The organism is Xanthomonas sp. SHU 166, assembly GCF_000364685.1.
GTDB classification, from domain to species: Bacteria; Pseudomonadota; Gammaproteobacteria; order Xanthomonadales; family Xanthomonadaceae; genus Xanthomonas_A; species Xanthomonas_A sontii.
Genome location: NZ_AQOJ01000436.1, coordinates 1 through 7,532 on the forward strand (window position 1 = coordinate 1; position 7,532 = coordinate 7,532).

Genomic DNA, 7,532 nt, shown 5'->3' on the forward strand with positions numbered 1-7,532 from the left:
ACGCACGTCGCCGAGGCGCGCCGCCATGGCGGCCAGGGCATCGCCGCGATCCGCGGGCTGTGGCCGCTGGCGGCCGATGTGGCGTGAGTGGGGCGACAGCAACCGCTCCCCTGGTCAACTGTCATGCAGCCGCGAAACGCGAAGTGGCGTGCTTCCGATAGTGCAATGCGTCGGGACTGAAGTCCCTCCCACAGTGATCCTCCAACGAGGCTGAAGCCGCTCCTGTGCAAGGGGGAGGCGCGTACGCGGAAGCCGCTGTTGCGATTCCCCAATCCCCATTCCCCATTCCCGGCTCCTCAGAAACTGATCCAGAAGCAGTCGTACTGCCGGCGCAGGTCCAGCACGGTGGAGGCGGGGGTGATGCTGCCGGCGAGGGTCTGCTGCAGGCGCAGGCCGGTCGGATGCGGGCGCGATGGTGTCTCGCCACCGTCGGCATCCGCCGCGGCCGACGTGGCCGTTGTCGCGGACGCGGCTGTCGACGACGTACCGGCTGCGGGAGCGGTCGTCCCGCCGGTCTCCGGCAACACCGGCACGATCGCCACCAAGGGGCGGCGCACGATCGCCTCCAGACGGTCGAAGATGCGTTGCGCGCCGTCGTCGGAAACGCCGTTCCACCAGTACAGTGCCGATAGCCGGTTGACGTCGCGGGCGTCCACGGCGCTGCGGATCTGCTGCGCCAACACGCTGAGCCGGCGCACGCACTGCGGCGGCGCCAGGCCGCGAGCGGCGCTGCCGACATTGCCGGGCGCCACCGGTGGCGGCAGGCGATCGATCGCGCCGACGTCCTCGCAGCGGCGATCGCTGAACACGGTGGTTCCGTCGGGGCCGGTGCAACGGTTCACCCGCTGCGCCATCGCGGGCGTGGCGAGGCCCCACAGGCACAAGAGCAGCAGCATCGGCGGGAGCAGGCGCATCGCCGCAGGGTAGCCGCAGCCGGCGTGACCGCGGAGCGAATGCCTTACGAGCGGGGATTGGGGATTCGGGATTGGGGATTCGCCAAAGCGAGGCTTCGCGCTGCTGTTGCCATTCCCGAATCCCGAATCCCGAATCCCGAGCGACAGCGGCCGCGACACTCAGCCGGCGGCGACGTCGCCGCGCAGACGTGCCAGGACGTTGGTGGTGGGCTTGGCCAGGTTGAGCGTATAGAAATGCAGCCCGGGCGCGCCGCCGTCGACCAGGCGTTGGCACAAGGTGGCGACCACGTCGGCGCCGAACTCGCGGATGGCCTCGGCATCGTCGCCGTAGGCCTGCATGCGCTTGCCGATCCAGCGCGGGATTTCCGCGCCGCACTGCTCGGAGAAACGCCGCAGCTGGCTGAAGTTGGAGATCGGCATGATGCCGGGCACGATCGGGATCTGTACGCCGAGCTTGCGGACCGCGTCGACGAAGTGGAAGTAGGCGTCGGCGTTGTAGAAGTATTGGGTGATGGCGGCATCGGCGCCGGCATCGACCTTGGCCTTGAAGTGGCGCAGGTCGCTGAGCGCGTCGTGGGCCTGCGGGTGCGTCTCCGGATACGCGCCCACTTCCAGATGGAAGGCGTCGCCGTGCTCGGCGCGGATGAAGGCGATCAGGTCGGCGGCATAGCGCAGGTCGCCGGGGTGGCCCATGCCCGACGGCAGGTCGCCACGCAGCGCGACCAGGCGGCGGCAGCCGATGGCGCGGTACAGCTTGAGCAACTCGCGGATCTCCTCGCGGCTGCCGCCCACGCAGGACAGGTGCGGCGCGGCCTCGAAACGGTGGTGCTGCTTGAGGTGGCGCACGGTCTCGGAGGTGTAGCTCAGGGTCGAGCCGCCGGCGCCGAAGGTGCAGGAGACGTACTCCGGGGCGTAGGCCTTGAGCCGCGCGGCGGTGCGGTCGAGCTGCGCGCGCTGCTCGTCGGTCTTGGGCGGATAGAACTCGAAGCTGATGGCGGTCATGGGCGCAACGCAGCGGGTGGTGTGGCGAGTATATCTCTTCATCCGGATGGATGTGCAAGAGGCCGCAGCCTCGCGATCGCCGCGTCGCCCGTGGGCGGCGACGCGCTCCCCGCGCGGCGCGCCGGTGGGCGCGCCGCGTCCGCTCCCGGGCTCAGCGCTTCCACATCCGCGCCTGCCGCGGCGGCAGGCTGAAGGTGTAGCTGCCGCTGGAAATACGCACCACGCTGCCGGAACCCAGCGCATCGGTGTAGTCGACGTTCCAGCGCAATACGCTGCCGTTCATCGGTACCGCGGCGGTGACGGTATTGCCGCACTTGTTGATGCCGACGATGCCCAGGTCGCCGCGGCGGAACAGCAGGTAGCAGGCGCCGTGCGCCAGCACCTGCATGTCGCGGCCCTGCGCGGCGTTGTGGAAGCCGACCATGCGCTTGAGTTCGTCGCGCTGGTAGGCGTTGACCCAGCGGTTGTCGCCGCTCTCGTTGTTGTCCGAGTACACCATCGGCACGCCGCCGTCGCGGCCGAGCAGGTAGGCGTAGGCCAGGGTCTCGTCGACCGGGTCCATGATCGCGTAGCGGAAGCCGGCGTTGTTGGGGATGTCGTGGGTGATGGCGAAAGTCACCGCGCGCGCACCGGGCAGCGCCTGGCCGTAGGCGCCCGGATCTACCAGCAGGTCCATGCTGCCGCCGTAGGCGAAGGCGTTGCGCACCGAGTTGAACAGCGGGAAGTCGTAGGCGGCGTGCGGGGTGGCCTGCAGGTACGGTGCCAGGAACTGGTCGTAGTCGGAGTTGCCGCTGCCGCCGCCGGTGATCACCTCGCCGAACACCATCACCCCGGAGCGCACCTGCGCATCGAGCACCTTGTTCAGATGATCGAAGGTCATGTGCTTGGCCGCATCGATGCGGAAACCGGTGACGCCCAGCGCCTTCAACGCCAGCAGGTAGTTGCGCTGCTGCTGCACCACCCAGTCGTTGCCGACCAGATCCGGCAGGCCGGGATCGTTGCCGCCGCCGCAGATGCGGTAGGTGCGCACCTGGTAGGGGTCGTTGTAGTTGGTGATGCACTGCGCCGGGCCGAAATCGCTGGCGCTGAGGAAATTCTGCGAGAGGTCGCCGAACAGTCGCAGCGACGCATAGCGCTGCGGATTGGCGGCGTACTGGCCGAGCACCGCGCTGCCCGGGTAGTTCAGGTCCGAGCGCGTGGCCGCTTCGTTGGCCATGTGGTTGAGCACCACGTCGGCATAGGTCTCCACGCCCACCGCCTTCAGCGCCTGCACCATGCTGGCGAAGGCGTCGGTGTCGCCGAGCGGGTTGTCGATCAGGCGCATGTCCTGCGGCTGGTAGCGCGCCCACCAGGCGTCGCCCTGCGAGCGGTAGGCCGGCGCCACCAGCACTTTGCGGTAGCCGGCGGCGGCGATCTGCGCGGCACGCGCTTCCACGGTGGCGTAGGGCCAGTTGAAGGCATGCAGGATGACGTCGGCCTGGGCGCTGGCGGTGGCCAGGAGCAGCAGCAGGCCGACCAGCAGGCTGCGCCAGCGGTGCAGGCGCAGCAGACGATTTGCAGCGGATGGGACGCGCATCGTTCGATCTCCTCGGTGCGTGGGCGCAGGCAGGACGCCTGCAGGACAGGGACATGACGTCGCCGCGGGGCTGGCGTGCGGCCGGAGGATGCTAAGCGCGCATCGCGGCGCAACATGCGGGCGCTACATACGTATTCATGGCGACAGCGTACGAAAGCGGGATCGGCATCCGCTTCCGCTCGGGAGCGCCGTGCGCACTGCATTCATGGCACATGCCGCATTGCGGCCCACGCCCTTTGCTACAGTCGCCGCCCTCACCTGTCGACGCGGAGCCGCACCATGACCAGCGCAGCCTTCTATCCGATCGGAACCCCCGGCGTGCCTTGGGGCGCGGCCGAGAAGGCGGCCTGGCTGGCGGGTCAGCCGCGCCGGCGCAGCTACCAGGACGAGGTGGTCGCTGTCATCGAAGGCCTGCGCGGGCAATGGGAGGTGGTCGCGTACGGGGAACTGGCGTACGCGCAGGAGCGCTATCCGCTGCTGGCCTTGCGCAGCCGCAACTGGGACGACGCCTTGCCGTGCATGCTGGTCACCGGCGGCGTGCATGGTTACGAGACCAGCGGCGTGCACGGCGCGCTGCAGTTCGCGCAGCAGCATGCCGGGGACTACGCCGGCCGCGCCAACGTGCTGGTGGCGCCGTGCGTGAGCCCGTGGGCGTACGAGCGCATCCACCGCTGGAACGCCGATGCGCTGGATCCCAACCGTTCGTTCCGCGCCGACAGCCCGGCGCAGGAATCGGCTGCGCTGCTGCACCTGGTCGCGCCGTTGCGCGATCAAGTGCGCATGCACATCGACCTGCACGAGACCACCGACAGCGACGAGTCCGAATTCCGGCCGGCGCTGGCCGCGCGCGATGGCATCGCCTACGCGCCGGGCGGCATTCCCGACGGTTTCTACCTGGTCGGCGACAGCGAGAACCCGCAGCCCGCGTTCCAGCAGGCGGTGCTGGCCGCAGTCGCGCAGGTCACCCATATCGCGCCGGCCGACGCTGCCGGCGAACTGATCGGCACGCCGTTGGCGGCGCCGGGAGTCATCAACTATCCGGTGAAGCGGCTGGGCCTGTGCGCGGGTATCACCGATGCGCGCTACACCACGACTACCGAGGTGTATCCGGACAGTGCCAGCGCCACGCCGCAGCAGTGCAACGCCGCGCAGGTGGCGGCGGTACGCGCGGCGATCGACTACGCCTTGGCGCATCCGTAGTCGCCGGGTGGATGCACGATTTGCAGGACACCTGTCACGCAGCCGCGACGAGCGACGCCCGCTGGGTACCCAACCTTGCACGGCGTCGGGACTGAAGTCCCTCCCACAGTGCACCCAGTCGAGGTATCGCAAGTTCCGCTGAGCGCTGTTCCGCATGGCCTTGCGCCACCGGCTGCGACGGCGGCAGCGGTGGGCACCGACCCTGCCGCGCGCTACGCTTGTGGGCCCTCGTTTGCCATGCACCCCATGTCCATCGTCCTCACGCCGTTTGCCCGCACGCGTCTGTTCCCGCGCGATGGCCGCCGCAATGCGATCCAGGACTGCACGCCCGAGCAGTTCGAGCAGCACCTCAACGCGCATACGCCGCTGCAGGTGCTGGACGGCTACGCACCGTTCTGCAAGTTGCACGTGCACCGCAACTGGACCTCGACGCGCTGCCTGACCGTGCCGATCACCGACGCCAACCGGCGCCTGCTGCGTTCGGGTTACGAGGCGCGCAGCCGCGAAGAGCTGCCGGTCCTGGTGCGCTGGTTCGAAGGGGTCGAGCCGCCGGTGGCCGAGTACCTGCTGCCGATCCTCTACAGCCGCGAACAGCTCGCGCACGAGGGCGCGCCGATCGAGGCGGACTGGGGCGTGGTCGGTTGCCTGTATACCGCCGAGCCGCAGGAGATCCCGATGGCGCCGATCACCATGCTGCGCAATGCGCTGGGCGTGGAGGAGGGCGGCTCGGGCGTGCCGCTGGATCGCGACGCCTATCGGCGCAGCGTGGCGTTCTGGGAGCACAACGCCAACTGGCGGCCGTAAGCGCGGCCAGGCGCGGTCCGCGCGCAGTGACCTCGCCTGGCACGCATCGCGGTGCATGCGGCGCACGTTACCGCGCGCAGGCGTGATCGCTCCGGACGCGGTCACGCATTCGCGCAGCCGTCTTCACGCATCCCTGCATGTTGCCGCCGCCGGCCCGCCGTGCTGCATCCGTGCACGCGCTTTTGCACTGGCGCATAAGTGCTGAACAGAACTGCGCGCTGCCGTGCGTTTTCGCCGCGACGCCCTGTCCGTTCATCGGCATGACGCGCAACGACTATCAAGTTTGCGGACGGCGGGACGATAGCGAGAGGGTGGGTCGCCATGCAGCTGCGCCAGGACGCAATGTCCGGCAGCGCATCGTGGCCCGGTGGGGAAGACGCCTCGGGCAGGTCATCGGCAGCGGACACGGCGCACTCGTGCCGCGCGCCGTGGCGGGCTGCCGCGTGGGGGCGTTCCCCGCGACCGTATTCCCTCCCCCACTTGCCAAGGAAGTCGTCATGTCCACTCCGTCGCCGCATCGCCGTCGCGGCAGCGTCGCCAAACGCCTGATGCTCGGTACCGGCCTGCTTGCGCTGGCCTGCTTCGGCCTGACCGCAATGATCATCTACTGGCGCAGCAGCGAGGCGTTGCTGTCGACCTCGCGCACCAGCATCGAGAACCTGGCGCAAGTGGAGGCGCAGCGGGTGTCGCGCGAAATCGGCGTGGCCTTCGACGCCAGCGACGCGCTGGCCAACAGCTTCCGCGTGCAGCACGCCGCCGGTCTGTCGCGCGCCACCGCCACCGCGGTGCTGCGCAGCCAGCTCGACGCGCATCCGCAGTGGCTGGGCATCAGCACCATGTGGGAGCCGGACGCGTTCGACGGCAACGACAAGGCCTTCGTCGGCACCGAGGGCCATGACGCCACCGGCCGCTACATGACCTGGTGGTCGCGGCAGAACGGCAAGCTGGTGCGCGAGGCGCTGCGCGACTACGAGAAGCCGGGCGACGGCGACTGGTACCTGCTGGCGCGCAACACGCACAAGCCGGTGGTGATCGAGCCCTACTACTATCCGGTGGCCGGCAAGGACACGCTGATGACCACGCTGGCCACGCCGATCCTGGAGAACGGCCGCTTCCTGGGCGTGGTCACCGTCGACTTCACCCTCGATACCCTGCAGCAGCGCATCGCCGCGCTGCGGCCGATGGGCGAGGGCCATGCCAGCCTGCTGTCGCCGTTGGGCATGGTGATGGCCAGCCGCGATCCGCAGCAGGTCGGCAAGACCCGCAGCGATGCCTGGTCCAAGGACATGCTGGCGCGCGTGGCCAAGGGCCAGGTGGTGTTCGACCATCGCCGCACCGACGGCGAGGATGCGTTGAACGTGTTCGTGCCGCTGAAGATCGGCGATGCGCCGCAGACGTTCGCGCTGGGCGTCTCGGTGCCGTACGCGCTGGTCATGGCCAAGGCGCGTGCACTGTTGTGGACCATCGTCGCGGTCGGCCTGCTCTCGGCGTTGTTGCTGAGCGGCGCGCTGTACCTGCTGCTGCGCCGGCAGGTGCTCGACCCGCTGGCCGAGGCCGTGCGGGTGTCTTCGGCAGTCGCCGCCGGGCGCCTGGACAGCCAGGTCCGCCATCGCCGCGACGACGAGCTGGGCCAGTTGCTGGATGCGATGGGCAGCATGCAGACGCAGTTGCAGGCGGTGATGCAGGCGCAGGCGGAGATGGCGCAGCGCCACGACGCCGGCGAGATGAGCTACCGGATGGACGCCGAACGTTTCCCCGGCGAGTACGGACGCATGGTCCACGGCACCAACGCGCTGGTCGCCGCGCACGTGGACGTGCAGCGGCGCCTGGTCGAGGTGATGTCGCAGTACGCGATCGGCAACATGCAGGTGGACATGGAGCCGCTGCCGGGCGAGAAGGCGGCGATCACCGAGGCGATGCGCACTACCAAGCGCAGCCTGCAGGCGATCAACCAGGCCATCACCGAACTGGCGCAGGCCGCGGCTTCCGGCGATTTCTCCCGGCGCGGCGACGCCGAGCGCTTCCAGTACGACTTC

At 69.4% G+C, this 7,532-nt stretch carries 6 protein-coding genes; 3 read left to right on the plus strand and 3 right to left on the minus strand.

What is annotated here, in order from left to right:
- Positions 1 to 296 precede the first annotated feature (296 nt).
- The 3 genes from D180_RS11845 to D180_RS11855 all read right to left on the minus strand — a co-directional run bounded on the left by D180_RS11845 (position 297) and on the right by D180_RS11855 (position 3,438).
- A complete protein-coding gene (locus D180_RS11845; protein ID WP_017912961.1) occupies positions 297 to 914 on the minus strand; it encodes a DUF4124 domain-containing protein in 618 nt (205 codons plus the stop codon).
- 159 nt (positions 915 to 1,073) lie between these two features.
- Positions 1,074 to 1,916 (minus strand): methylenetetrahydrofolate reductase [NAD(P)H], encoded by an 843-nt coding sequence (metF, locus tag D180_RS11850; RefSeq protein WP_017909642.1) that lies wholly within the window; start codon positions 1,914 to 1,916, stop codon positions 1,074 to 1,076.
- 151 nt (positions 1,917 to 2,067) lie between these two features.
- Positions 2,068 to 3,438 (minus strand): alpha-amylase family protein, encoded by a 1,371-nt coding sequence (locus D180_RS11855; RefSeq protein WP_198526549.1) that lies wholly within the window; start codon positions 3,436 to 3,438, stop codon positions 2,068 to 2,070.
- 333 nt (positions 3,439 to 3,771) lie between these two features.
- On the opposite strand from D180_RS11855, the gene D180_RS11860 reads away from it, so the two are divergent.
- From D180_RS11860 to D180_RS11870, 3 genes are all read left to right on the plus strand, one after another.
- On the plus strand, positions 3,772 to 4,692 hold the full coding sequence (locus D180_RS11860) for a M14 family metallocarboxypeptidase (protein WP_017912963.1): 921 nt from the start codon (positions 3,772 to 3,774) through the stop codon (positions 4,690 to 4,692).
- A gap of 246 nt (positions 4,693 to 4,938) precedes the next feature.
- Complete coding sequence (locus D180_RS11865; protein ID WP_017912964.1) at positions 4,939 to 5,496, plus strand: DUF3228 family protein; 558 nt, start codon at positions 4,939 to 4,941, stop codon at positions 5,494 to 5,496.
- Between the two features lie 497 nt (positions 5,497 to 5,993).
- Positions 5,994 to 7,532 (plus strand): cache domain-containing protein (locus tag D180_RS11870; RefSeq protein WP_017912965.1); only part of this gene is annotated, 1,539 nt, incomplete at its 3' end.

Bases quoted from the DNA above. Each gene is read 5' to 3' on its own strand.
- D180_RS11845 (WP_017912961.1), bottom strand. From the start codon at position 914: ATGCGCCTGCTCCCGCCGATGCTGCTGCTCTTGTGCCTGTGGGGCCTC.
- metF (WP_017909642.1), bottom strand. From the start codon at position 1,916: ATGACCGCCATCAGCTTCGAGTTCTATCCGCCCAAGACCGACGAGCAG.
- D180_RS11860 (WP_017912963.1), top strand. From the start codon at position 3,772: ATGACCAGCGCAGCCTTCTATCCGATCGGAACCCCCGGCGTGCCTTGG.
- D180_RS11865 (WP_017912964.1), top strand. From the start codon at position 4,939: ATGTCCATCGTCCTCACGCCGTTTGCCCGCACGCGTCTGTTCCCGCGC.